Annotated in this window: 1 protein-coding gene; it reads left to right on the top strand. The window is 58.6% G+C overall.

The window, feature by feature from the left end; translation table 11 throughout:
- Nucleotides 1–59: 59 nt before the first annotated feature.
- A partial coding sequence (locus RMT89_RS44945) for a hypothetical protein (protein WP_315889518.1) occupies nt 60–244 on the top strand: 185 nt, incomplete at its 3' end.

The following is a 244-nucleotide window of genomic DNA, read 5'->3' as shown; positions in this document are numbered from 1 at the left end:
TCCGTAACCGGGGCATGGTGGCTGCGGCCATCGGGGAGTCGAATCTCGCTGGCAACTCCATGAACCGCATCAAGCAAGTGACCGATGCCCAGTCGTCCCGCGAAACGATGTCCGTACTGGACAACTACCAGCGCGACTACCAGACGATCTTTGCGAACCAAGTGGGCAACGTCGAGAACACCAAGTCCCAGATGAACTCCTCAGCTCCTGTCTTCCGCACCTCGAAGGTGGCTCATGCCCTCAA

The sequence above is a fragment of the Streptomyces sp. P17 genome (assembly GCF_032436805.1).
Taxonomy (GTDB): Bacteria; Actinomycetota; Actinomycetes; order Streptomycetales; family Streptomycetaceae; genus Streptomyces.
The sequence above is the reverse complement of the archived record's forward strand: the minus strand, read 5'-3'. Positions and strand labels throughout refer to the sequence as shown.